General features: G+C 67.2%; 23 protein-coding genes. 8 read left to right on the top strand and 15 right to left on the bottom strand.

The features are described 5' to 3' along the window. Positions 1-33: 33 nt before the first annotated feature. From QRM95_RS05175 to serS, 3 genes are all read right to left on the bottom strand, one after another. Entirely contained in the window at positions 34-918 is an 885-nt protein-coding gene (locus QRM95_RS05175) for an HAD family hydrolase (protein WP_285246750.1), read from the bottom strand. A 204-nt stretch (positions 919-1,122) separates the two neighbouring features. Beyond that, complete coding sequence (locus QRM95_RS05170) at positions 1,123-2,127, bottom strand: hypothetical protein (protein ID WP_285246749.1); 1,005 nt, start codon at positions 2,125-2,127, stop codon at positions 1,123-1,125. A 143-nt stretch (positions 2,128-2,270) separates the two neighbouring features. Next, a complete protein-coding gene (serS, locus tag QRM95_RS05165) occupies positions 2,271-3,551 on the bottom strand; it encodes a serine--tRNA ligase (protein ID WP_285246748.1) in 1,281 nt (426 codons plus the stop codon). Positions 3,552-3,639: 88 nt separating this feature from the next. On the opposite strand from serS, the gene QRM95_RS05160 reads away from it, so the two are divergent. Next, positions 3,640-4,728 (top strand): diacylglycerol/lipid kinase family protein, encoded by a 1,089-nt coding sequence (locus QRM95_RS05160; RefSeq protein ID WP_285246747.1) that lies wholly within the window; start codon positions 3,640-3,642, stop codon positions 4,726-4,728. Between the two features lie 65 nt (positions 4,729-4,793). On the opposite strand, the gene QRM95_RS05155 is transcribed toward QRM95_RS05160, so the two are convergent. From QRM95_RS05155 to QRM95_RS05145, 3 genes are all read right to left on the bottom strand, one after another. Next, positions 4,794-5,000: a hypothetical protein gene (locus QRM95_RS05155; protein WP_285246746.1), complete on the bottom strand. Its 207-nt coding sequence runs from the start codon at positions 4,998-5,000 to the stop codon at positions 4,794-4,796. Between the two features lie 94 nt (positions 5,001-5,094). Further along, complete coding sequence (pheA, locus tag QRM95_RS05150) at positions 5,095-6,075, bottom strand: prephenate dehydratase (RefSeq protein WP_285246745.1); 981 nt, start codon at positions 6,073-6,075, stop codon at positions 5,095-5,097. Beyond that, on the bottom strand, positions 6,075-6,401 hold the full coding sequence (locus tag QRM95_RS05145) for a rhodanese-like domain-containing protein (RefSeq protein WP_018762675.1): 327 nt from the start codon (positions 6,399-6,401) through the stop codon (positions 6,075-6,077). The genes pheA and QRM95_RS05145 overlap by 1 nt, the downstream gene beginning before the upstream one ends. Positions 6,402-6,616: 215 nt before the next feature. On the opposite strand from QRM95_RS05145, the gene QRM95_RS05140 reads away from it, so the two are divergent. The 3 genes from QRM95_RS05140 (at position 6,617) to QRM95_RS05130 (ending at position 9,341) form a co-directional block, all read left to right on the top strand. Further along, a complete protein-coding gene (locus tag QRM95_RS05140) occupies positions 6,617-8,023 on the top strand; it encodes an amidase (RefSeq protein WP_285246744.1) in 1,407 nt (468 codons plus the stop codon). 136 nt (positions 8,024-8,159) lie between these two features. Next, positions 8,160-8,387: a hypothetical protein gene (locus tag QRM95_RS05135; protein WP_285246743.1), complete on the top strand. Its 228-nt coding sequence runs from the start codon at positions 8,160-8,162 to the stop codon at positions 8,385-8,387. Positions 8,388-8,870: 483 nt separating this feature from the next. Continuing rightward, entirely contained in the window at positions 8,871-9,341 is a 471-nt protein-coding gene (locus QRM95_RS05130; RefSeq protein ID WP_285246742.1) for a LapA family protein, read from the top strand. A gap of 60 nt (positions 9,342-9,401) precedes the next feature. Here QRM95_RS05130 and QRM95_RS05125 read toward each other — a convergent pair whose 3' ends face one another. Genes QRM95_RS05125 through QRM95_RS05115 form a run of 3 tightly spaced genes read right to left on the bottom strand, consistent with a single transcriptional unit; the run spans position 9,402 to position 13,564 of the window. Beyond that, complete coding sequence (locus QRM95_RS05125) at positions 9,402-10,928, bottom strand: carboxyl transferase domain-containing protein (protein ID WP_285246741.1); 1,527 nt, start codon at positions 10,926-10,928, stop codon at positions 9,402-9,404. Position 10,929: 1 nt separating this feature from the next. Next, positions 10,930-12,144, bottom strand: a complete 1,215-nt coding sequence (locus QRM95_RS05120) for a CaiB/BaiF CoA transferase family protein (RefSeq protein ID WP_285246740.1) — start codon at positions 12,142-12,144, stop codon at positions 10,930-10,932. A 52-nt stretch (positions 12,145-12,196) separates the two neighbouring features. Then, positions 12,197-13,564 carry an SLC13 family permease gene (locus QRM95_RS05115; protein ID WP_285246739.1) on the bottom strand — a complete coding sequence of 456 codons (1,368 nt, stop codon included), beginning with the start codon at positions 13,562-13,564 and terminating at the stop codon, positions 12,197-12,199. A 129-nt stretch (positions 13,565-13,693) separates the two neighbouring features. Here QRM95_RS05115 and QRM95_RS05110 point away from each other — a divergent pair, with 129 nt between their 5' ends. Further along, positions 13,694-14,392 carry a FadR/GntR family transcriptional regulator gene (locus QRM95_RS05110; protein WP_018762683.1) on the top strand — a complete coding sequence of 233 codons (699 nt, stop codon included), beginning with the start codon at positions 13,694-13,696 and terminating at the stop codon, positions 14,390-14,392. A gap of 136 nt (positions 14,393-14,528) precedes the next feature. On the opposite strand, the gene QRM95_RS05105 is transcribed toward QRM95_RS05110, so the two are convergent. Together QRM95_RS05105 and QRM95_RS05100 are read right to left on the bottom strand one after the other, a co-directional pair. After that, positions 14,529-15,047 (bottom strand): DUF4190 domain-containing protein, encoded by a 519-nt coding sequence (locus tag QRM95_RS05105; protein ID WP_285246738.1) that lies wholly within the window; start codon positions 15,045-15,047, stop codon positions 14,529-14,531. A 34-nt stretch (positions 15,048-15,081) separates the two neighbouring features. Further along, positions 15,082-15,678, bottom strand: coding sequence for a LysE/ArgO family amino acid transporter (locus QRM95_RS05100; RefSeq protein WP_285246737.1), 597 nt, complete (start codon positions 15,676-15,678; stop codon positions 15,082-15,084). A 71-nt stretch (positions 15,679-15,749) separates the two neighbouring features. On the opposite strand from QRM95_RS05100, the gene QRM95_RS05095 reads away from it, so the two are divergent. After that, a complete protein-coding gene (locus tag QRM95_RS05095) occupies positions 15,750-16,673 on the top strand; it encodes a LysR family transcriptional regulator ArgP (RefSeq protein ID WP_285246736.1) in 924 nt (307 codons plus the stop codon). On the opposite strand, the gene QRM95_RS05090 is transcribed toward QRM95_RS05095, so the two are convergent. Continuing rightward, positions 16,633-17,541: a nuclease-related domain-containing protein gene (locus tag QRM95_RS05090; protein ID WP_285246735.1), complete on the bottom strand. Its 909-nt coding sequence runs from the start codon at positions 17,539-17,541 to the stop codon at positions 16,633-16,635. The two genes, QRM95_RS05095 and QRM95_RS05090, sit on opposite strands and share 41 nt — an antisense overlap. A gap of 240 nt (positions 17,542-17,781) precedes the next feature. Between QRM95_RS05090 and pgm the strand changes: the two genes are divergently transcribed. After that, positions 17,782-19,443 (top strand): phosphoglucomutase (alpha-D-glucose-1,6-bisphosphate-dependent), encoded by a 1,662-nt coding sequence (gene pgm, locus QRM95_RS05085; protein WP_285246734.1) that lies wholly within the window; start codon positions 17,782-17,784, stop codon positions 19,441-19,443. Between the two features lie 84 nt (positions 19,444-19,527). Here pgm and QRM95_RS05080 read toward each other — a convergent pair whose 3' ends face one another. Then, positions 19,528-20,133: a malonic semialdehyde reductase gene (locus tag QRM95_RS05080; protein WP_285246733.1), complete on the bottom strand. Its 606-nt coding sequence runs from the start codon at positions 20,131-20,133 to the stop codon at positions 19,528-19,530. Between the two features lie 199 nt (positions 20,134-20,332). Here QRM95_RS05080 and QRM95_RS05075 point away from each other — a divergent pair, with 199 nt between their 5' ends. Further along, on the top strand, positions 20,333-21,685 hold the full coding sequence (locus QRM95_RS05075) for a uracil-xanthine permease family protein (RefSeq protein ID WP_285246732.1): 1,353 nt from the start codon (positions 20,333-20,335) through the stop codon (positions 21,683-21,685). A 12-nt stretch (positions 21,686-21,697) separates the two neighbouring features. On the opposite strand, the gene QRM95_RS05070 is transcribed toward QRM95_RS05075, so the two are convergent. Together QRM95_RS05070 and QRM95_RS05065 are read right to left on the bottom strand one after the other, a co-directional pair. Continuing rightward, positions 21,698-22,615: an SGNH/GDSL hydrolase family protein gene (locus QRM95_RS05070; protein WP_285246731.1), complete on the bottom strand. Its 918-nt coding sequence runs from the start codon at positions 22,613-22,615 to the stop codon at positions 21,698-21,700. Further along, entirely contained in the window at positions 22,612-23,499 is an 888-nt protein-coding gene (locus QRM95_RS05065; RefSeq protein WP_285246730.1) for a GAF domain-containing protein, read from the bottom strand. The genes QRM95_RS05070 and QRM95_RS05065 overlap by 4 nt, the downstream gene beginning before the upstream one ends. Positions 23,500-23,718 lie beyond the last annotated feature (219 nt).

The following is a 23,718-nucleotide window of genomic DNA, read 5'->3' as shown; positions in this document are numbered from 1 at the left end:
CCGGCTGGAATCCGGGCTGCCGGAATGGACAGGTCAGAGGAGGCTGCGCAGTACGTGGGCCGCGCCGTCGTCGAACACCGAGTGGGTGACCTCATCGGCTGCCGCAATCACTTCCTCCGGAGCCTGCCCCATGGCAACTCCGCGGCCGGCCCAGCTGAGCATCTCGATATCGTTCCGGCCATCGCCAACGGCCACGGTGCGGTGCTGCTCGATCCCGAGCCGGAGCCGAAGGTTCTCCAGGGCGCTGGCCTTGGTGACCCCTGCCGCTGCGATATCCAGCCATGCGGTCCAGCCCACCGAGTAGGTCACCCCGGCCAGTCCCACGTGTTCGATGGCCTCGTTGAATTCCTCAGGCGTGTTTTCAGTACTGAACACCACCACGCGCACCGCGGTGGCCTCCAGCATGGTGTGGAAGTCGACGCCCACGGCCTCGACGCCGAAACTGGCGTCCTGGAACCGTTCCGTGGAGAGGAAGTTTCCGTCCGCGTCCTCCAAGGCGTACTTGGCCGAGGGGAGCCGCTCCCGGAGGGCCCTCAGGGCAGGCCCGGGGTCGAAGGTGGCTTTGTGGATGACCTCGTAGCCGTTGGCCAGTTCGGGATGGAGCCTGAGGGTCACGCCGCCGTTGCAGCAGACAGCGTAGCCGCGCTCAATACCGATCTTTTCGATGACGGGGAGGGTGGCGTTCAAGGAGCGGCCGGTGGCGATCATAACCTCGTGCCCGGCCGCCACCACCGCCTGCGCCGCATCCCGCACGCCCGGCGTCATGTGGCCGTCGTGGTCCACCAGGGTGCCGTCCACGTCCAGCGCGACCATCAGCTTCTGGCCGATTCCCGAAAAGCCGTAGGTGTTGGTGTTGTCTTGGTTGTTCTCTCGCCGGTCATCGTTGCCGGCGACTGAGGTTTCAGTCAGCGTTGTCATTGAAACAGTGAAGCAGACCCCACTGACAGGCGCTAGGACGCAGGACACAGCTTTATTGAACTGTTGATTAACTGCGGGTTTCCGCACCTCGCGGCGGGTCACCGGGGGTTCCGCGGTACCTTCTGTCAGAGGCTTGATCGCAGAGGACACCCTTCTAGAATCTGATTCGCGAACAAGCTTAGGGATAACCGGGGGTACGGGCGCTCACCTGCTCCGGATGCCGGCAGCCAGGAGTTTGGCGCGTAGCCGGTCAGGATTCTGCAAGTCGGCCCAGCGCCAACGGACGAAGCCATGACCAAGTGCACGGATCCGGTCCTCACGGATCTTCTCCCGGTAGACCGCCTCTTCGGCGGTGATTCCTCCGCGCAGGGCGGCCTGAACATACTTGCTTTTGCCGTCGAATTCGCCAACCACCCCCGGGTTCGGCCACCAGAAATCAGTCCTCCCAATGAAGCCCTCCCGGTCGGCAAATGTGCGCTGAAGGACGGGCTGCTCAAAGCCAAGGAACTCGAACACTGCCCTGCTGTAGGACTCCCCCACAGATTCCGACAACGGGCTGGCAAGGGAAGCGGCGCGTTCGGCACGTGCCGCGGCGGAAGCGTGCGGAAGCGCCCGGATCCCGTCCCGGATGTCCTGAAGCGACCACAAGCTGGCATCAGCGGGCATTCGGCCAGCCTTGTGGAGCTTTCGTGCGGCTCCGTCGGCAACAACCAGGGCCTGGCTCAGGCTGCGGGTTGCCATGATGTCCAAGGTGGTCTCCACCAGCCCGAGACTGAGGAATTCGCCGTGGCGCACAGGTTCATGTACCTGCTTTAGCCGGTATTGGAGGGGGTAGGACCGCACCTCCCGCGCTGCCTGGGCGGCCTTGTCCGTGCCGAGCACCACGAACGGCGACTTCCTGATCCCGCTCCGGCCCGGCAGGCTGGTCGCCAACTCCACACATTGGGGGTCGCCCAGCGTTGGTAGGCCGATGGCCCATGCAGCCGTCTGCCCACAGAGGACCGCGCCGCTGACGGATCTCGCAATCGCCGCCGTCGACCACGCGAAGCGTTCTGCGGGCGTGGCGCTGATCCAGTCATTGATCCGCACGTAGAAGCCTCGCCGGAGCCGTACGAGCTGCCCGGCCTTGAAGGCGCGGTGCATGGCATCAGTGCCGGCGCCGGTGCGGAGAATGGCGGCAGTATCAATCAGGCCAGGTGGTATCTCCATATCCCAAGGATGCGGGGCTGGAGCCTGCCGGACGGATCGCCCGCGGCCGTATGTGGACAGTTCTGGGCGAAACCAAAGCTTGTTCGCGCATCCGATCGGTGAAGGACTGGTTGCGCGAACAAGCTTATGAAAAGGGACGGCCCCTACAGGACCGGCAGAACCTCGAGCCCGCCGAGGTACTTCTGCAGCGCCGTGGGTACGTTGACCGAGCCGTCCGCGTTCTGGTGGTGCTCCAGCAGCGCCACGATCCAGCGGGTGGTGGCAAGGGTGCCGTTCAGGGTGGCTACGGCGCGGGTGCCCTTGGCGACGCCGTCAGCGTTGACCGCGCGCTCACGGATGTTGAGGCGGCGTGCCTGGAAGGTGGTGCAGTTTGAGGTGGAGGTCAGCTCGCGGTAGGCGCCCTGGGTGGGGACCCACGCTTCGCAGTCGTACTTCCGGGCCGCGGACATGCCGAGGTCGCCCGCCGCGGTATCGATGACCCGGTACGGCAGCTCGCACTTGGCCAGCATCTCTTCTTCCCAGGCCAGCAGCCGCTGGTGCTCGGCGGCGGCTTCCTCGACCGTGGTGTAAATGAACATCTCCACCTTGTTGAACTGGTGTACGCGGATGATGCCGCGGGTGTCCTTGCCGTGCGACCCGGCTTCGCGGCGGTAGCAGGAGCTCTGCCCGGCGTAGCGGATGGGCCCGGCGGTGAAGTCCAGGATCTCGTCCGCGTGGTAGCCGGCCAGTGCCACCTCGGAGGTGCCCACCAGGTACAGGTCGTCCTCGGCGAGGCGGTAGATCTCGGCGTCGTGCTTCACATCGAAGCCGGTGCCCTGCATGGTCTCCGGACGCACCAGCGTGGGGGTGATCATGGGGATGAAGCCCGCCTCGATGGCCTGGTCCATGGCCATCTGCAGCAGCGCCATTTCCAGCCGGGCTCCAACGCCGCGGAGGAAGTAGAAGCGGGCACCGGAGACCTTGGCGCCGCGTTCCATGTCAATCGCGCCGATCAGCTCGCCGATCTCCAGGTGGTCCTTGGGCTCAAAGTCCGGGAACTCGCGCGGGGTGCCGACGGTCTTGACCACCACGTAGTCGTCCTCGCCGCCTTCGGGAACGCCGTCCTCCACCAGGTTGGGGACGGTGCGCAGCAGCTCTTCCTGCTTGGTCTGCGCGGCGTCGGCCTCGGCGGAGGCCGCCTTGACGGAGTTGGCCAGCTCCTTGACCTCTGCAAGCAGCGCCTGCTTCTCCTCGCCCTTGGCCTGCGCCACCTTCTTGCCGAAGGCGTTCTGCTCGGCGCGGAGGTTTTCGAAGCGGATCAGGGCTGCGCGGCGCGCGGCATCCGCGGAGATGATCGCGTCCACCACTGATTCGTCGGCGCCGCGGGCGCGCTGGCTGGCACGGAACTTGTCCGGGTTTTCGCTGAGGTCTTTTACGTCGATCACCAGACAAGGGTATCCAATACCGCGCACGACGGCGGGCGGCAGGCCCCGTGCGCCGGGCCGCCGCGCGCCGGGCTACTGTTGAACCACCATGAGCGACTGGATTCTCTACCTGCTGATTGCGGTGGCCCTTGCCTTTGCCACCTCCAGCTGGTGGGGGGTCCGGCGCCTCCAGGCCCTGCACGTGCGCAGCACGGTGGCTGGCGAAGCCTACGATCCGGGCCTGGCGCAGCAGCGGGTGGCCGTTGTCCTCAATCCGATCAAGGCGCGGGCAGAGGAAGCAAAGGCCACCATCCAGCGCGCCTGCCTGGCAGCGGGCTGGGAGGAACCGGCCTTTTTCGAAACAACCGCGGACGACCCCGGCTTTTCCCAGATGCAGGCGGCATTGGCCGGGAAGCCCGACGTCGTGCTGGTGGGCGGCGGGGACGGAACGGTCCGCGTGGTGGCCGAGGCCCTCGCGCACACCGATGTTGCCATGGGTTTGATACCGCTGGGAACCGGGAACCTGCTGGCCCGGAACGTCGACCTTGAAGTGAACGACCTCCATGGAAACGTCCAGACGGCGCTGTTTGGGCGGCAGCGCTACATCGACACCGCCCGCATGGCCATTGAGAACTCCCGCACCGGGCACTACTCCGAGCACGTCTTCCTGGTCATTGCCGGGATTGGCATGGACGCGGAAGTCCTGGCGGACACCAACGACGGGCTGAAGAAGGCGGTGGGCTGGCTCGCCTACACCGAGGCGGGCGTCCGGCACCTCCCGGGCCGGCGGAAAAAGGTGTCCATCTCGCTGGACGGCAGCCCGGAGCAGGTGCGGAACATCCGCAGCGTACTTTTTGCCAACTGCGGGCTGGTGCCCGGCGGCATCGACTTCATCCCGCAGGCAATGATCGACGACGGAATGCTGGACGTGGTGGTCATGAGTCCCCGCAGCGCCCTGGGCTGGCTGCTGATGTACATGAAGATCATGTTCAAGCACAGCGGAAAGCTGCCGATCATGACGGTCTACAGGTCGGTCAAGGTGGTCATCAAATGTCCCGAGCCCATGCCCACCCAAATCGATGGCGACACGTCCGGGGAAGCGACCCAACTCACCGTCCACGTGGAACCGAAGTCACTGCTGGTCAGGGTCAAAGCACATGAGCCGGGCGGCCCGGGGCCGGCGAAGATCCGCGTCTAGGCGTGGGCGGCCCATCAGCGTCTGAGGGAATGCCGGGCCCGGCCTGACCGGCCGGTTCACGTGGATCAGGCGCCGGAGTCCTTCTTCTCTGCCTCAGCGGCTGCTTTGGCAGCGGCATGGGCCTCGGACTGTTCACGGATCATTGCCTGTTCCTCTTCGAAACGCAGGCGGTCCGCGCGGTCAGCATCGTCGCCGTCCCAGTCCTGGTTGTCTGCGGCAGGCTTGGGGTTGACGATCATCCCCTGGCCGTCATTGTCAGTGGTGCTGGTCATGACCCGCTCCCTTCATTAGGGGCCATACCCCGTGTGGATCAGGCAAGCATACGCATTGTGCACACCCCGCGGAAGTACTCCGGAAGGCATTTGCCTACGCTGTGGGCGAAGACCCGGAACCGCTTTCACCTGCGGTGGATGCCGTGTCAAGTATGGATCCGACCCACTCCCGGGCGGCCGAGAAGGCGGCATCGGCAGTATGCGCCGACACCGAGGTGGCCTGCCCGTCAGCCCGGGCATACGACCCCAGGAAACGGGTCCCGGGGCTGATGCGGTGCAGACCCGCCAGGGCATCCGCAACGCGTGCCTCGCCGGCGTGGCCGTCCGCGTCGATGCTGAAAAAGTAGTGGCCCAGGTACTGCCCGGTGGGACGCGATTCGATCCGGCTGAGGTTGACGCCGCGGCTGGCGAACTGGTCGAGGATCTCCATCAGCGCACCCGGACGGTCCTCCGGCAGCGGGACAACAAGCGTGGTCTTGTCCGCGCCGGTGCGTTCCGGAAGGACACCCGGACGGCTCACCAGGATGAAGCGCGTCACGGCGCCCGGATTGTCACCAATGTTTTCCGCCAAGACCTGCAGGCCCGGATGCGCTTGCGCTACGAGCGGCGCACAGATGGCGGCATCGTAATGGCAGTCGCCGTCCAGCAGTCCGATGGCCGCGGCCGCGGTTGAAGACCCCGGAACATATTCCGCACCGGGCATGTTGTTTTCCATCCACATCCGGCACTGGGCCCACGCGTGGCCGTGGGTGGACACGCGCCGTACGTCCTCCCTGCGCACGCCAGGCCGGGTCACCAGGACAAAGCTGATGGGTACCAGGACCTCGCGGATGATCCGCAGCTCCTGGCCGCTCGCTATCGCGTCGAGGGTGGCGGTGACGCCGCCTTCGACCGAATTTTCAATCGGAACCATGGCAGCGTCGGCAGAACCGTTGCGCACTTGGTCCAGGGCGGCATTGACGTTCGACGCCGGCACCCGGACTGCTTCCAGCGCACCAGGCACCTGCAACAGGGCAGCCTCGGTGAACGTGCCCTCGGGTCCGAGGAACGCGTAGGTTGGGGGACTGCCGTGCACTACAGCACCAGCGGCTTGAGTCCGTTGTCGGAAACCAAGGGTTTGCCCGATTCCAGCCACTGGTCCATCCCGCCGGAGACGTTGATCGCCGTGTACCCCTGGCCCGTGAGCCACTGGGCAACACGGAACGACCGTCCGCCGGTGCGGCAGATGACATAAACGTCCTCGTCCGGATCGAGTTCGCCCAGCCGGGCCGGGATCTGGTCCATGGGAATGTGGAGTGCGCCGTCGGCATGCCCGGCGACCCACTCGTAGTCCTCCCGGACGTCCAGGATGACGGCATCAGCAGGGATGTCATGGACGGGCACGGTATCGAAATCGCTCATCGGAGTCCTGTCGTGGCGGATCAGAGTCACATTAAAGCCTAGTCCTTCCGCCGCGGGCGGTGCGGAAAACCGGCAAGCTAGGCTGGTGGCTCCCGAGGAGGTTTCCATGTCCCGTCAGCAGTCTGCCCGCCCGGCGCCACAGCAGTCGTGCCCCGGCCGGTATCCCGGTAGGGATGCCGGACCGTCCACGGCCAAGGAGCCGGAGGGACGGGTCCTTGGCTGAACTCCACGAACTGCCCGCCTTGGACCTGCGGAACCTCCTGCGCGGCGGGACCGTGTCCGCAGCTGAGGCCACCGCACATTTCCTGGCGCGGATCAGCCAGCAGAACCCGCTGCTCGGAGCCTTCATCACCGTCACCCCAGACCAGGCCATGGAACGGGCCCGGACGGCTGATGACCTCCACTCCCGCACCGGTACCGAAGACCTCCCCCTGCTGCACGGCATGCCACTGGGCTTCAAGGACCTCACCGATGTGGCCGGCGTGGTGACCACCCACGGAAGCGCCGCCGTCGAACACAAACCGGCTCGCGCGGACGCTCCCTTGGTGGCACTCCTCACGGAGGCCGGCGCGGTTTCCCTGGGCAAGACCCAAGTACCCGAATTTGGCCTGACGGCCTACAGCGAAAACCGCATCGCACCGCCGTCGCGCAATCCTTTTGCACCCAGCAGGAGCTCGGGCGGGTCCTCCGGCGGCAGCGCTGCCGCCGTGGCGGCGGGATTGCTGCCCTTCGCGCCGGGGACCGACGGCGGTGGTTCAGTCAGGATTCCGGCAGCCGCCTGCGGCCTGGTGGGGCTAAAGCCGGGCCGCGGGCTGGTGGCTGCCGGGGAAAGCGGCGGTGACCCGGCCCTGCTGGTGGTCCCGGGCCCTCTTGCCCGGAACGCCAAGGATGCCGCCCTGATGCTGGACGCCATGGCACCGGGGAACGAATACCTTGCGGGCATCGGCCAGGAGCCGCCGCCGTTGAGGATCGGCGTCACGCTGGACAGCCCTTGGTCCGGCACCTTCCCCTTCAGCCTCGAACCTGAAGCACTCGATGCCCTGCGGGCAGGCGAAAGGCTCCTGGAACACGCCGGCCATACCCTGGCCGAAGCTCCCGTGCGGTACGACAACCGCTATCCGGATGCCTTCACCACCGCCTGGACGGCAGGAGTGGGCTCGGCACGGATCAGCCCCTCCCGCGAAGCGCTGCTGGCGCCGTTGACTCGGACCTTCCGGCGGCGGGCCCAACAACGCAGCCCGGCGAAGCTCGCCGAAGCCCTGGCATTCCTGCGGCAGTTCCAGCACGACACCGTGGCGCAGTACGGCCAGTGGGACCTGATGATGATGCCCGCGCTGGCGCAGACACCCCGCCCCGTGGGCTGGTTCACCGGGACCGGCCACGGCGGCGGACGCTGGCCGGCCGTGCAATGGCCGGGAGATGCGGACGGCGACTACCGGAAGCAGTGCGAATATGCGCCATGGTCCTCAATGGTGAACGTCTGCGGATTGCCGGCCATCACGCTCCCTGTCCACTGGACCGGTGGATCCGCCGGAAGCGGACTCCCAATGGGCGTCCAACTGGTGGGTCCCATGGGCTCGGAAGCCCTCCTGCTGCAGGTGGCGCATCAACTGGACTTCTAGGCGCCGCGGCGGTGTGGTGTTGTTGACCTGAACCTAACGCCCGCTTAACCCGGCGGTAACCCCAGCGGCGCAGACTGGAAAAACCACCTTTCGCACCCTCCGTACGCCTTTCCGCCCAATGAGGAGCTGCACCACCATGAATGCTGAACAGCACGCCACCGGCGCCGGCCCCACCGAAACTGCTGACGACGGGCGGCCGGACCTGAGCAACTCCAACGTCAGGGAGGACCTGGCCATGGCCGGCCGCTGCGGCCTGGTGCACCTGCCCACGGGCCGGGCCTGCCTCCTTCCGCTGCGCCACGGTGGTCCCTGCGAGTTCCACCGCCCGCAGGAGGCGCAGGATGTGGTGACCAGCGGCCGCTGACAGGCGCCTGCCAGCGACAATGCCGGACTATCGACTCCACCGCCGATGTGGAGGACGATTAAAGGGCAGTCACCATGAGGAGGTCTGTGATGTGCTATTCATCCAGCAAGGACTTCGGGTGGGGCGCCAGGAAAGAAACCGGGCGCCAGCCTGAAGAGCGGCCTGAGACCCACGAAACTCCGAAGCCGGCCAAAGCGCCGGAATTCACCTTCTGGGCCTTCCCGACGTGGCGCAGGACGCCTGCGCCGGGAACTCCCTCCGCCGAACGGAGCAAGGAAAGGGTCTGACGTCCGGCTTGCACGGCCGTGGCAGCAGTCCAAGGAGGGGTTCCCGCCGGGGCCCCTCCATCCGCGAGTGCTCCACCTCCAGCCCTGCCCCTTCGTGCAGCCCCAGACCGGGCGAGGCGCGCTCGTTGTGCTGCGGCAACGCGGGCGTCTATGGTTACACCATAAGCATGCTTAGCATTCTGCGAAAGGAACGGGCATGAGCGAAGGACAATCCACGCCGGGACCGAACAGCCAACCGGACCCGAACGTCAACATCACGCCGTCGACCGCAGACCGGCCAGCAGGCGGCCGGGAGGCAACCTACGGCGGTGCGCCGTCCTACGCCCCGGATGCACCGGGTACACCCGCAGTTCCAGCACCGCCGGCAAGCACTGAAAAAGCCGCAGCCGGTGGCCGCACGCCCGAAAGCAAAGTTACCCGCGCGGGCGTCATCTGGGCTGGCGTTGTGGCCTCGCTGATCCTGTTGATCCTGCTGATCATCTTCATCCTGCAGAACCAGGAACAGGCCATGGTGAAGTTCCTGGGCTTTGAGGGTTCTGTCCCGCTGGGCATGGCACTCTTCATTGCCGCCGTCACCGGCGGGGTCCTGGTGGCTGTGGCAGGCGGGGCGCGCATCCTGCAACTGCGCGCCACCGCCCACCGGGCCAAGGTCCGTCAACGCCGCTAGGGCAAACGACGGCCGGGGCCGCCGGGGCGAATACGCCGGCGGCCGCGGCCGTGCGGCGCGTCAGTTGCCGCCCAGGTTCCGGTATTTCCGGAACCGCGCCCCCACCAGCCCTGCCAAGGGGATGTCAGCGACGGACGCGAGTTCGTATTCAATGGCACTGGCCATCCGGGCACAGAATTCGCGCGGCTCCAGGGACGCATCGTCTCGCTCGTCCACGATGTGGTCCACCAGTCCGTTCGCATACAGCGCAGCCACATTGACGCCCTGCGCCTGCGCCATCCCGGGCGCGAAGGCCGTGGTGCGGTGCACGATGGCGCTGGCCCCCTCGGGCGGCAGCGGCGACAGCCAGCTGTGCTGCGCGGCGATGGTCCTGTCCGCGGGCAGCAGCGCCAACGCCCCTCCCCCAGCCCCCTGGCCAAGCAGCACCGAGACCGACGGCGATTCCAGGCCGATCAGTTCATACAAGGAGCGTGCGATCTCACCGGCGAGCCCGCCTTCCTCTGCCTCCTGGGAGAGCGCGGCGCCGGCGGTGTCGATGACCGTGAGCAGGGGAAGCCGCAGTTCTTCGGCCAGCTTCATGCCGCGGCGCGCTTCCCGCAATGACCCGGGCCCCATTCCGGCGGCGTCCTTGCGCAGCGGGCGGGCATGGCCGAGCACAATGCAGGACCGGCTGCCGAACCTGGCAAGCGCCAGCAGCAACCCGGGGTCCTTCTCCCCCTGTCCCGTCCCGTTCAGCGGTAGGGCGTCGCTGGCGCCGAACTTGAGGAGCTGGCGCAGGTCCGGCCGCCGCGGCCGGCGCGAAATCCCGATCGACGTCCAGGCGTCCACGGGGGCCGGCCGCACGGCCAGGGTGGCCGGTGCGGCGGGCCGGACCACCGTCCCTGACGCCGCCTCCCGGCGCGGCGCCAGGATGTCCAGCGCCCGGGCCACCAGTTCTGCGAGGTCCTCGGGCTTCACGACGCCGTCGATCAACCCCTTGTTGAAGAGGTTTTCCGCCACCTGCACGTTGTCAGGGAAGGACTCCCCGTACAGTGCCTCGAACACGCGGGGCCCCAGGAATCCCAGCAGGGCGCCCGGTTCGGCAACATTGATGTGGCCCAGCGACCCCCAGGATGCCATGACGCCGCCGGTGGTGGGATGCCGGAGGTAGACCAGGTAGGGCAGGCCCGCTTGGCGGTGCGCCCGGACGGCTCCGGTGATTTTGACCATGGACAGGAACGCCGGCGTCCCCTCCTGCATCCGGGTTCCCCCGGAGGCGGGGCCTGCCAGCAGGGGCAGCCCCTCCGAGGTGGCCCGTTCGACGGCGGCAACGATCCGCTGCGCCGCGGCGTGGCCGATGGAGCCCGCAAGGAAGGAAAACTCGCTGACGATCAGCGCCACCCGGCGCCCCCGGATCAGCCCGGTGCCGGTAAGCACCGATTCGTCGGCGCCGCTCCGTTCGCGGGCTTTGGCCAGGTCACGGGCATACTCTTCGGACAGCGCCGGCTGGTGCGGCGGCATATCCCAGGAGACAAACGAATCCTGGTCCACCACGGCATCGATCAGTTCAGCTGCGCGCAAGTGCCGCACTTTCTCGGTGGTTGGCATGCTAGTTCACCCCGGCCGCCACGGGAGCCGGCAAACCGAGCCATTCGCGGATGGCAGGCCCGTCCGCGTCCAGCAGCGGCGGCGCGGCGTGGTCCGTCAGGGTGGTTTCGGCTGTGTCCCCCTGTTCGAAGAACCGCAGCGGGGGCCCGGGGAGGCTGACCGTTCCGAGCAATGGATGCTCCACGTCCACCACGAGCCCCTGGGAGGCCACCTGGTCCCAGGCGTACACCTCGTCCAGCGAGCGCACCTTCCCTGCCGGGATCCCGGCGTCGTTCAGTTTCTCCAGCAGTTCCGCCGCGCCGTAGCCGGCGAAAGCGCGTTCGACGGCGGCAATCACCGCGGCGCGGTTCCGCACCCGTTCGGCGTTGCTGGCGAACCCTGGCGCCGCCGGGTCCAGGCCGAACGCGGCGGCGAAGGAAGCCCAGAGCTTCTCGCTGCCAACGCTGATCTGCACGCTGCCGTCCTTGCAGCCGAACAGCCCATAAGGGGCGATGGACGGGTGGTGGTTGCCCTGCGCCTGCGGAACCTCCCCGGCCACGGTGGTCCGGGTGCCCTGGAAGGCCTGGACGCCAATCAGTGACGCCAGGAGGGAGGTGCGCACCACCTGGCCGCGGCCGGTGCGGTTCCGTTCCACCAGCGCCGCCAGCACGCCGAAGGCGCCGTTCATGCCGGAAAGGAGGTCTGCAATGGGGACGCCGACGCGCTGAGGGTCGTCGGGCCCGGAGCCGGTGAGTGACATGAGTCCGGCCTCGCCCTGGAGGATCTGGTCGTAGCCGCTGCGCCGTGATTCGGGGCCGTCATGGCCGAAGCCCGTGATGGACAGGATCACCAGCCGGGGGTTGAGCTCATGGATGGCTGCCGTGGAGAAGCCCAGCCGGTCCATCACGCCGGGACGGAAGTTCTCGATGACCACGTCCGCACGCTCCAGCAGCCCGCGCAGCACCGCCTGCCCGTCCCGGCTCTTCAGGTCCAGGCTGATGGACTCCTTGTTGCGGTTGCAGGACATGAAGTAGGTGGACTGCAGGTCATCTTCCGGGCCCACGAAGGGCGGCCCCCAGCCGCGGGTGTCATCCCCTGTGCCGGGGTTTTCCACCTTGATCACGCGGGCGCCGAGGTCCGCCAGCATCATGCCGGCGTGCGGGCCCGCCAGTGCGCGGCTCAGGTCGACGACGGTGTGCCCGGCCAGGGGGCCTCGGGAATTTTGGGCGGTGCTCATGTGCTGGGTTTCCTTTCTCAAGTACGGGCGGCGTGCAGGGTGGCTGCGCCGGCTAGAGCCAGCCTGGGACCACCAGCGCCAGCCAGGCCAGGATGGGTCCGGCCACGATCACGATGCCGCTGTAGCCGAGGATCTTTTTGTAGAAGCGGTCCTTGTCCACGCCCTCTGGGGCATTGGCCAGGACCAGGGCGCCGTTGGTGGAGAACGGGGAGACGTCCACGATCGTGGCGGAGACCGCGAGCGCGCAGATGACGCCGACGGCGCCGATCTCACCGGTGGAGAGGAAGGGCACGGCCAGCGGGATGAGCGCGGCCAGGATGGCGGTGGAGGAGGCGAAGGCGGACACGATGGCGCCGATGAAGCAGATGATGAGGGCCGCCAGCAGCGGCATTCCCATGCCGGCCACGCCGCTGGAGACGAATTCGATGGTGCCCGCTTCTTCCAGGACGCCGACGAAAGTCAGCATGCCGCAGATCAGCAGCACGGTGGACCAGCTGATCTTGTTGATGGCACCCTTCTGGGCCGCCGGCGAGACCAGCGCAAGGACGATCGCGATGGTGATGGACACGAAGCCGACGTCCATCTTGAAGCCGAGGGCCACGACGGCCAGTACGACCAGCCCTGCAATGGTGACCAGCTGCGGAATCCGTTCCTTGCGCTCCTTGGTGGCGGCAACGCCGTCGCCTGCCGGGTCGCGGGGGCCGTACATGCCGGAGCCGAAGCCCTTGAACGGAACGTCGGTGCCGGCTTTGGCGCCGACGCTGACTGCCATCCGTGCCTCGGCGGCCTGCTCCACGAACTGGCCCACCTTGGAGGACATGAGGTTTTTGCCGCCCAGCACGACAAAGAGGACCAGGGAGATGACCAGGTTGAAGATGAAGCTTGAAAGGAAAAGTGCGGCCGGGCTGAAGGCGAGATCGGTCTTGGCGATGATGCCGTTGACCGTGACGCCGTAGACGGCGATGGGCGAGAAGCCCCCGGCCTGGGCGCCGTGGATCACCATCATGCCCATCAGCAACGGGCTGATCTTGTATTTCCCGGCAAAGCTGAGGGCAATCGGGGCAATGATGGCGACGGCGGCGGGAGACAGCGCGCCAACGGCCGTGATGACGGCGGTGATGGCGAACATGACCCAGGGAATCAGGGCGACGCGGCTGCCCACCAGCTTGACGGCGCCCCTGACCAAGAGGTCGATGGTGCCGTTGTTTTGGGCGATGGCGAACAGGTAGGTGACGCCGACGATCGTCAGGAAGAGGCCGCCGGGGAAGTTGGCAAGGATGTCATTGGTGGACATGCCCAGCACCAGGGAGCCAAGCAGGAAGGCGCCCACGAAGGCGAGGGCCCCCATGTTGAGGGGCAGGACGGTGGCGAGCAGGAACATCGCCGCCAGGATGATGATCGATAAGACAGGAGCGGACATCGTTGGTCCTCCATTGGAACGAAAGAATGTGACGTGAGTTACTGGCTCACTGGACTAGCCTCTTAGACAGTGAGTCTATCTGTCAATAGATGAAGGGGGTATTCTGGTCCGAGAACCTCGGGAGGAACTGTGGAAAAGACGGCACGGGCAGGCCTGGAACGGGTCTCGCGCCCCCGGCTCTATGAGCAGCTGGTGGAGCAGATCCTCGCCTATATCGAGTCGGCCCAGCTCCGCCCCGGAGACCTGTTGCCTGCCGAACGCGACCTTGCCGAGCGGCTGGGAGTTTCCCGGGCCACCCTGGCCCAGGCCCTGGTGGCCCTCGAAGTGCTGGGCGTGATCGACGTGCAGCACGGCACCGGCGCAGTCCTGGCACGGCGCCCCAGCGTGGCATCCGTTATCAAGGGCCTCCGCGAGCACCAAAGCCGGCTGCCGGAGATCGTCGAAGCCCGCAGCACGCTGGAAGGGAAGCTCGCGGCGCTGGCCGCCGAACGCCGGACCGGGGACGACCTCGCCGCCATCGATAACGCCCTCGACGTCATGGCCCGGGAAATCAACGACGGCGACCGAGGCACCCACGGCGATGAACTCTTCCACCAGGCCATCACCGCGGCGGCGCACTCCTCCGTGCTGGCGCAGCTGATGGCCTTCATCGCCGAGATGATCCTGGAAACCCGGATGGAATCGCTGGGCCAGCCCGGACGTCCGGAACAGTCACTGGCGTCACACCGCCGGATAGCCGACGCCATCCGCGCGCAGGATCCGGCCGCGGCGACGGAGGCCATGCTGGCGCACATCGACCTCGTCTCGGATGTGGAGCTGCTCCGCTAGCGGCAGCCGCCGGGTTCCCAGCGGCTAATCCCCCTCGCGTGGACCAGCCCCCCGGCCATGCGCAGGGGAGCTGGTCCATCCGGAGGGGACTTTGCTCGGAGCCGACCGTTAATGGCCTGCGGCGGGGGCAAGGCGCCTAGAAAGTCCCGGAATTCGCACCCGTAGTGCTGGCGACGGTGAGGCCGATGATGAGCAGCAACCAGATGGCGCCGTACCCCAGCAGGCACAGGTAGCCCAACACCAGGCCGGAGATGGACATCCCCTTGCCGGACGGCTCGCGCCTGAGGGCGAGGTGGCCAGTAATAATGGCGGCCAGCTGGGGAAGGAGCAGCCAGCCCATGATGACCGAGGCGATGCCGCAGACCATGCTGGCGATGCTCAGGGTTTTCGGCTCGGCCTGGCTGCCGTAGTAAGCCGGCTGGCCATAGTACTGCCCCTGGCCGTACGAGGACTGGTTGAACTGGCCCTGGCCGTACGGGGACTGGTTGTAGTGGGGCTGGTTGTAGGTTGGGCCGTACTGGAGCTGCCCATACTGGCCTTGCCCATACTGCGTCTGGCCATATTGGGCCGGCGGCTGGTAGCTGGGCCACGGCGCATCGTTGCCCTGGTGGTCGGGACGCTGGTAGTCGGGCCCCTGGGACGGCTGGTCAGTCATGGTTTCTCCCCTGCGGATCTGGCTCCAGCCTACTTCAGTGCAGGACCAGGCGGACGGCCAGCACCAGCATCAAAACACCGATGCCGGCATCAATCCAGCGCCAGGTGCGCGGGCTGCCCAGGATGCCCGCCAGGGCCCGCGCCCCGTACCCCAGCCCTGAGAACCACAGGATGCTTCCGGCCACGGCGCCGGCGGCAAAGATCCAGCGGAGGTCCGGTCCCTGCTGGTTGGCCAGGCTGCCGAGCAGCACCACGGTGTCCAGGTAGACGTGGGGATTCAGGAATGTGAGGGCCGCCGTGGTGGCGAAAACCGAGTGTTTGGACCGGGGCTCCTGCTCCGCCAACACTGAGGGCTTCGCTGCCGCCAGGAAGGACCGGACCGCGAACCACAAAAGGTAGGCGGCCCCGGCCCACCGCAGGACTTCCAGCGCCGCGGGAAAGCGGGTCACCACTGCCCCGATTCCGGCGGTACCGCCCACGATCAGCAGCGCGTCGCCGGCCATGCACACCGCCACCACCACGCCGATGTGTTCGCGGCGCATCCCCTGCCGCAGGACGAAGGCGTTCTGGGCACCGATCGCCACGATGAGCGCCAGCCCGGTCAGCATGCCGGTTATCCACGAGGTCCACATGCCTACGACGGTAGGGTCAGGCAGGATACGTAGGCAAATAAAGGATTCTGCGCAGACATTAGAATTTCTTCATGAATCTGGAGCATCTCAAGGCCCTGGTTGCGGTCATCGACGAAGGAACGTTCGAGGCGGCGGCGGACCTCCTGCGCATCACGCCGTCAGCCGTCAGCCAGCGCATCAAGGCCCTCGAGGGATCCGTGGGCCAGGTCCTGGTCCGCCGGCGGTTGCCCTGCACCACTACGGACGCCGGCGCACTGCTGCTGCGGATGGCACGGCAGGTCCAGGTGCTCGAGGCGGAGACATCGGCAGCGCTCGGTGCGGGGCTGCCAGCCCGCGCCCACCTGCCCGTGGCCATCAACGCGGACTCCCTGGCCACCTGGTTTGTCCCCGTCCTCCAACGGGCCGCCGGATGGGAGGACGCCGTGCTGGACCTGCGTGTCGAAGACCAGGGCTACAGCAGCCAGCTGCTCCGCGAAGGAGACGTGATGGGCGCCGTGACCTCTGATCCCGTGCCCGTCAGCGGATGCCGGGCAGAAATGCTGGGTTCCATGCGGTACATCCCGGTGGCCAGCGCCGGACTGCGGCGACGGTTTGCAGCCTCCGGCGGAGTTGACTGGGAAGCCATGCCGGTCCTGAAGTTCAACGCCAAGGACAACCTCCAGCTGCAACTGCTGGCGGCCAAGGGCATTGGGCAGACTCCCCCTACGCATACCGTGCCGTCGTCGGAGGGCTTCTTCGCGGCGGTCAAGGCGGGCCTGGGCTGGGGCATGATCCCGGAACTCCAGCTCGCGGATGGCCTTTCGGACGGTGGCCTGGTCCGGCTGGATGACGGCTACCAGGATGTGGCCCTCTACTGGCAGGCCTGGACCCTCGATTCTGACGGCCTCAACCGGATCACCCGCGCGGTACGGGCCGCGGCCAAAGACCGGCTGCGGCCCGGCGCCGGACTGGGTGTCAGCGGGCCAAGTAGGGCAGGAAATAAACGGCAAAGATGACGAAGGCCGCCAACAGGGCCAATTTCCCGCCGCTGGTGCCGCTATGCTGCGCTTTGGCTTTCCCGCCGCGACGGCCGGCCGGAATGCCCGCCGCTGCTGCCCGGGATCCGCCCGCCGGCAGGTTGCGGCCGGCCGGATGCCGGGACATGCTTCCGCTGCGGCCCCTGCCATCGACGGGCTGGCGCCCTTCCGCCGCACCCGCAACGGGGCCGGCAGGCGGCAATGCCCCTGCCGGGCGCACCACGGTTCCGGGGCGGACGTTCCGCAGGGCCGTGATGCCGGGCTCCTGTTCATGCGTGAGCTGCTGGCCCAGTTGTTCGTACAACCCCACCACCGCCTGCGGATCCAGCACCGGCGGAAGCGCCTCGATGGTCCGCACCACCCGGTGGGAACCCGCCACGGCTACATCGGAGGCGGTCACCCCGAAGAGATCCGGCTGGGCCGCCATGCAGATGAGCGGACGCACCAGCCGGCGATGCTGGGGGGCCAGCACCGAGGCAACGGCGGCGCACTGTGCCAGCGCTCCCTCCACGGCCTGGGTCCGCGCATAGCGGCCCTGCCAGAGCACGCCGGACACTACCCGCACTTCGCCGGTCCAATTCTTCGAATCAACCACCACCACCCCGCCGGGGCCCACCAGGACATGGTCAAGGTTGGCCTTGGGCCGGCCCGGCCAGTGGACATCGTGCAGCACGTACCAGCCCCGCGGGACCAGTTCGCTGAGCTTGTCTGCCACCACACGCTCCCCCAGGGCTCCGGCGTCCCAGGCCTTGGTGGACCGTTCGGCCTCATCCAGCTGGCGCTTCAGCCTGGCAACGCGTTCGGCAGCGAGCCTGGACTGCTCGGCTGCCCCGTCTCCTGCCCCCATTGGACGTCCCCGCTTCCTTGCCGGACGGGACGATCGGCGGGTCCCGCCGTCGTCCGTTGTTTTCGCTTGCGTGCCTGGAATTTTCTTGAAAATAGCAGGGCGCTGAAGGGCCGGTATATAGGTACTTTCACGGCGCGGTACTCAGGCGCACTACTTGGTTGGTGACGTCATTGCGTGTCACAGCGTCCGGATCCTGGGCAATTCGTTTTGACTCCCGCCAGGTTCTGGCATGCTGGTCCCATGGCTAGCCGCGCGGGTACAGTTGCCCAACCCCAGGACCTTGTTGACATCACTGCGCTCCTTGATGCGTATTACGACATCGCGCCGGACCTGGGTGATCCCGGCCAGCGCGTGGTGTTCGGCACCTCAGGGCACCGGGGCTCCAGCCTCAAGGCGTCCTTCAATGAGCCGCACATCGTGGCGATCACCCAGGCGATCGTGGAATACCGGGCGGCGCAGGGTGTCACTGGCCCACTGTTCCTGGCCAAGGACACCCATGCGTTGAGCGAACCGGCGCAGAACTCCGCCCTGGAGGTGCTGGCCGCCAACGGCGTCCACGTCCTGGTGGACGCCCGCCACGGCTACACCCCCACCCCGGCCCTGAGCCACGCCATCCTCACCTACAACCGCAAGGCCGCGCCGGGAGCCCCGCAAGCTGACGGGATCGTGGTGACCCCCAGCCATAACCCGCCCGCCGATGGCGGTTTCAAATACAACCCCCCGCACGGCGGACCCGCGGACTCGGACGCCACCGGCTGGATTGCCAACCGTGCCAACGAACTGCTGGAGAACGGACTGCGCGGCGTCAAGCGGATCCCGCTGGCCGACGCGCAGGCCGCTGACACGACCGGCAAGTTCGACTTCCTGAGCAGCTACGTTGATGACCTCCCGTCCGTCCTGAACCTGGACGCCATCCGCGAGGCCGGAGTCCGGATCGGCGCCGATCCCATGGGGGGTGCGTCCGTGGACTACTGGGGCGAGATCGCCGAGCGGCACCACCTGAACCTCACCGTCGTCAACCCCACCGTGGACCCGCAGTGGGCCTTCATGACCCTGGACTGGGACGAGAAAATCCGGATGGACTGCTCGTCGCCGTCCGCCATGGCGTCCCTGATCAGCCGGATGTCGGTGGGCGCCGACGGGTCCGTGCCCTTTGATGTTGCCACCGGCAACGACGCCGACGCCGACCGCCACGGGATCGTCACCCCCGACGGCGGCCTGATGAACCCGAACCATTACCTCGCGGTCGCCATCGACTACCTCTACCGCAACCGCAGCGGCTGGAACCCCGAATCCGTGGTGGGCAAAACCCTGGTGTCCTCCTCGATCATCGACCGGGTGGCGGAGAGCCTGGGCCGCAAGCTGGTGGAAGTCCCGGTGGGCTTCAAGTGGTTTGTCCCCGGCTTGCTCTCCGGTGAAGGCGCGTTCGGTGGCGAGGAATCCGCCGGCGCATCCTTCAACAAGCTGGACGGCAGCGTGTGGACCACCGACAAGGACGGAATCCTGCTGGCGCTGCTGGCCTCCGAGATCACCGCCGTGACCGGGAAGTCGCCGTCACAGCTGTACAAGGGGCTGACCGACCAGTTCGGCGCTCCCGTCTACGCCCGCATTGATGCAGCCGCAACGCGTGAACAGAAGTCCAAGCTGGGGAAGCTCTCCGCCGCGGACGTCACGGCCACCGAGCTGGCAGGCGAGGCGATCACCGCCAAGCTCACCGAGGCACCCGGCAACGGCGCTGCCATCGGCGGCCTGAAAGTGGTCACCGAGAACGCCTGGTTCGCCGCCCGCCCGTCCGGTACCGAGGACGTGTACAAGATCTACGCCGAGTCCTTCAAGGGCGAGGAACACCTCAAGCAGGTGCAGGCCGAGGCCAAGGCGCTGGTGGACAGCGTCATCGCCTGACCGGAAGTTCGGCAGCTTAAGCACGAACGCCCCATCACCAAGTGATGGGGCGTTCGTGGTTTAGCCGCGGAAGGTGCCGGGGCGTCAGACGGTGCGGACGGCGTCGTCGTAGGAGTACTTGGGCTTCGCCTCGCCCCAGGCTTCCTCGCCGGGCTGGCCGATATTGACCACCAGGAAGCTCTTCTGGTCGCCGGCCGGGAAGAAGGCGGCGTCGATGGCCTTGAAGTCGGCGCCGGTCATCGGGCCGGCGGCGAAACCGAGTGAGCGGACGGCCAGGATGAAGTAGCCGGCCTGCAGGTGGGCGTTGTTGTTTCCCGTCGCGGCGGCGAGCTCGGGATCGGCGTCGTACATGGCCTTGGGGGCGTTGTAGCCGGGGAGGAAGTTGTCCCACTTGCCCGCCCAGTCGGTGTCATAACTGAGGATGGCCACCAGCGGAGCCGACGCGGTCTTGGCCTGGTTGCCGCGGGACAGCGCATCCACCAGGGTGGCGCGGGCCTCGGGCGAGCGGACGTAGGTAACGCGCAGCGGCTGGGAGTTGAAGGCGGTGGGGCCGAACTTGGTCAGTTCGTAAATGGCCTGCGCCTGCTCCTCGGTCACCTCGCCGGTAAACGTGTTGGCGGTGCGGGCCTGGGCGAAGATCGCGTCCACGGCTGCCGAATCGATAACCGCTTCTTCGTGGGCAATGGTCATTGGCTTACCTTTCGCTGTGCCGCCCGCTTGCCGGGGTGGCCTCTGTGCTTTCCATAGTTGCAACTTCAAGTGCTTGGTTCCTCTTCCCATGACGGCAGGTGACGTTGGCCACACGGGACGGCAGTCAAATACTTGGCGGTATTCTGGACCGAGTTACCCTTCGCCCCCTCGCGGCACCCCCTGAAAGGCATTCCTTCCCATGAGCATGCTCGGAATTAAATGGAAGCTGCACGGCACCGGCAAAACCATCAAGCCCGGCCAGGTGGTGGCCCCGGATGAGCGGCTGGCCTGGCCCCTGACCATCGGCGTAGGCATGCAGCACGTGGTGGCAATGTTCGGCGCCACCTTCCTGGTGCCCATCATCACGGGGATGCCGCCGGCCACCACGCTGTTCTTCTCCGGCATCGGAACACTGCTGTTCCTGGTAATCACCAAGGGCCGGGTGCCCAGCTACCTCGGCTCCAGCTTTGCGTTCATCGCGCCCATCACGGCCTCGCAGGCACAGTTCGGCATCCCCGGCGCGCTGGGCGGCGTCGTGCTCGCCGGCGCCACCCTGGCCCTCGTGGGTGCCGTAGTGCAGAAGTTCGGCGCGGGGTGGATCAACCGGCTGATGCCGCCCATCGTCACCGGTGCCATCGTCGCGTTGATCGGCCTGAACCTTGCCCCCGCAGCCAAGCAGAACTTCGACGCCGCACCCATCACCGCCGTCGTCACGCTGGCCACGATCATCCTGGTCAGCGTCCTGTTCCGCGGAATCCTCGGCAGGCTCAGCATCCTGGTGGGCGTCGTGGTGGGTTACCTGGTGGCCATGCTCCGGGGCGAGGTGGCCTACGACAAGATGGACGCCGCAGCCTGGGTTGGCCTGCCGCATTTCCAGACCCCCGAGTTCCACATCGGCGTGCTGGGGCTGTTCGTCCCCGTAGTCCTGGTGCTGGTGGCAGAGAACATTGGCCATGTGAAGTCGGTCGCCGCCATGACGGGGCAGAACCTCGACGGCGTCTCCGGCCGGGCGCTGATGGCCGACGGCGCGGCAACAGTCCTCGCCGGCCTCGGCGGCGGCTCGGGAACCACCACCTACGCCGAAAACATCGGCGTCATGGCGGCTACCAAGGTCTATTCGACGGCGGCCTACTGGGTGGCCGGCATGTTCGCCGTCCTGCTGAGCTTCTCCCCCAAGTTCGGCGAACTGATTGCCACCGTCCCGGCCGGCGTCCTGGGCGGCGCGGCCACCATGCTCTACGGCATGATCGGCATCCTGGGCGTGAAGATCTGGGTGCAGAACAAGGTGAACTTCGCCAACCCCGTAAACCTGACCACCGCGGCCGTGGCCCTGATCATCGGCATCGCCGACTACACCTGGACCATCGGCGACCTCAAGTTCACCGGCATCGCCCTCGGTTCGGCAGCCGCACTGGTGATCTACCACGGCATGCGGTCCATCGCCAAGGCGCGGGGAACAGCAGCCGAGCCCGAAACCGAGCAGACGGGACTGCCACCGGCCGTCAAGGCTGCCATGAATGCAGCCTCGAAGCGGACGCCCAGGAAGCGCTGATCCGGACCGGCGTCAGGCCACCCGGCCCGCCCTCCCGTCCGGGCCGCCGGCTGCCGCGCCGGGGCCCGTCGCAGGCTCCGTGGCCGGGTGGCCCGGCGGGAAGGGACCGGGAAGGCCTTGGCCGAAGACCGGCCCGGCCTGCGGCCGCTTGGCCGCCAGTGCGTCGGCCTGGCGCGGCCGCAACTGCTTGAGTACCCAGGGCATGAAGTACTGCCGCGCCCACACCAGGTCCTCCGCGCGGGCCTGCGTCCACCCGTGGGCCGGCAGCGGCCTTGGCTGCAACGGCTTAAGCGCATGCTCCACTCCCAGCGCATCCAGGGTTGCCACAGCGACGACATGGTGGCCCAGCGGCGACAGATGCAGCCGGTCCGGGTCCCACATTGACGCGTGCTGAAGCTCCGGCAGGCACCACAGGTCAACCATGATGGCGTGATGCCGGGCCCCGATGGTGTGCAGGTGCTCGTTGTAGATGGCCACGCGGCCGCGGATTTTGCCGAAGACCGGCGTGTTGCCCCAGTCCGGGCCCGCAAACAGGAGCACGGTGGCACCGGTGGCCGCGAGCGTGCCGATGGCCTGGTCCAGCTTCCCGGCCAGTTTGTCCGGATCGCCGTGCCTGAAGATGATGTCGTTGCCACCGGCGGCAATGGCGACAAGGTCCGGCTTCAGGGACAGCGCTGCGGCCAGTTGCCCGTCGAGGATCTGCCGCAGCAGCATTCCCCGGATGGCAAGGTTGGCGTACGCAAAGTCGGGACGGCCGGACGCCAGTTCCTCGGCCACACGGTCCGCCCAACCCCGGAGGCCGCCCAGGCTGAGCGGTTCCGGGTCGCCGATTCCTTCGGTGTAGGAGTCTCCCAGCGCAACGAACCGGTGCCAGGGGTGGCTGTCCGGCCCGGCAGCGATGAATCGCGGCTCCTGCTTCTGGATGGTCATGCTGTCCTCCCCTCTGCGGGAGGCGGGGTTTCCGTCTTCACCGCAGCGTTCCTGCGGGGTTGCTTTCCGGTTGGAAAGCCCCGCCCCGCCGCCGACGGACGCGGCAGCTCCGCGACGCCGTCGTACGCTTCCTGCCGCAACGCGGACGGCGGTGCGCCGCTCCGGTCCCGGCCGGTCCCCGGGGCCACGACGTTCAGGGCCGCGTCCCGGAGGCCAAGCTCATGGTGCAGTGCCTGCGTCTGCAGGAAAAGCAGCGCCGCCTCCCTGCTGAGGCCGTATTCGCTGGTGAGGCTGCGCACGGCCAGGTCCACCAGGACCAGGGAGCTTTGGACGACGGCGAGGCCGGCCGTCGCTTCGGCCCGCTCGGCCACGCGGAATACGAGGCGAAGGGCCCGGGCCATCTGGCGCGCAAAGCCCTGAATCCTGACCAGGTCGTCGCTGGCAAACGCATGCGGCACGCCCGCGTAGAAGGTGATGGCGGCGCTCGTCCCGCCTTCAGACATGATGGGCACGGAAAGCATCGACTGCACCCCGTGGCCCGACGCCGCACTCGCGTAACCAGGCCACCGACGGTCACGGCTGAGATCGGATACCAGGACGAAGGACTCGGTGCGCATGGCCTCCATGAGGGGCCCGTCGGCGAACGAGCACTGTTCCCGGTCCGCCTCCTGCGCCTGCTCCGTGCTGGCCGCAAGGGTGTGCCCCTGGCCCAGGTGGAAGAGCGTGGCGGCCCAGCCGATACCGCGGCGTTCACCCTTGATCTCGCTCATGAAGTCATGGGTGACTTCCCGGAGGAAGGTTTCGACATCCTTGCTGTCGAAGACCGGCTCCGGGGTAACTGGAAGCAGCCCCCAGCCAACCTGCCCCGAAGGTTCAGCCGCCATGTTCCAGCCCTGTTCGAAGCGCTTCGGCCTACTACAAAACCTGGTTCCCAGAATACGTCCGAACCGGGCCCTGGCGGGAGTGGCAGCAGGAATAAGCCAAAAAGAGGAAGAAATTGTTCGCTGATAGGGTCCCTGTACGGCAACAGCTGCACCGCAGCACAGGTCCGGCCGGCAGATCGGCCAAGGCATCCGCCAGCCCGGCACGTTTGTCCTGTCCAC

It is taken from the genome of Pseudarthrobacter sp. efr-133-R2A-89 (assembly GCF_030209315.1).
Classification (GTDB): Bacteria; Actinomycetota; Actinomycetes; order Actinomycetales; family Micrococcaceae; genus Arthrobacter.
This window is presented reverse-complemented; position numbering and strand designations above follow the sequence as displayed.